1 protein-coding gene and 1 pseudogene are annotated in these 630 nt (G+C 31.6%); both read left to right on the forward strand.

Translation table 11 applies throughout. The features are described 5' to 3' along the window. The first annotated feature begins 92 nt into the window (after nucleotides 1-92). Nucleotides 93-326, forward strand: coding sequence for a hypothetical protein (locus tag ADI74_RS01550; RefSeq protein ID WP_049536610.1), 234 nt, complete (start codon nucleotides 93-95; stop codon nucleotides 324-326). 35 nt (nucleotides 327-361) lie between these two features. Then, nucleotides 362-630: pseudogene (locus ADI74_RS01555) on the forward strand (cell wall-binding protein); the annotation flags it as partial.

Consider the following 630-nt stretch of genomic DNA (forward strand, 5'->3'; position numbering starts at 1 on the left):
TGCTGTAGGTCAACTTACACGAAGTTATTACAGTAAGATTATGTCTAAGATTGAAAGAACCTATAATCGCTTTAGAGAAGATGGAGTGATTATTGAGTATTAAAAAAGGTGGTTTTATGGAATTTTATCCTTGTAAAAAATGTGGTGGAACTGTTGCGGTTATGAAGCAAAAGATGTCCGGTTTTTCGTATTATAGGGTTAATATTGATGGAAGTGTTGAAGATAATAGTGATATGTATGATGGTTTAGATGTTAAGGATTGTTGGAAAAAATATAGATGTGAAAATTGTGGTTCAAAAATGATTGAATTGGAAGATATGTTATAATGAAATAAATAACATTGTTAAAAGGGGATTTTATAATGAATTTTAAAAGGTCGTTTGCATTGATTTCAACTGCAACTATGCTTGCGTTTAGTTGTAGTGTTGTTCATGCTGATTCTGCAAGGCAATCTAAGATTAAAGAATTGGATAATCAAAGAAGTGAACTTGCTAAGAAGAATGGTGTTACAAGTTTTTCAGGTGATGGTCGTTGGTATTCACTTGTTGAATCTGAGAATAAGGTTGATAGCTTGAAGAAACAAGTTGAAGCCTTGAAAGTTCCATATAGTGAAAAGAATACTATAAAGGT

The sequence above is a fragment of the Streptococcus pseudopneumoniae genome (assembly GCF_001074565.1).
GTDB classification, from domain to species: domain Bacteria; phylum Bacillota; class Bacilli; order Lactobacillales; family Streptococcaceae; genus Streptococcus; species Streptococcus pseudopneumoniae_J.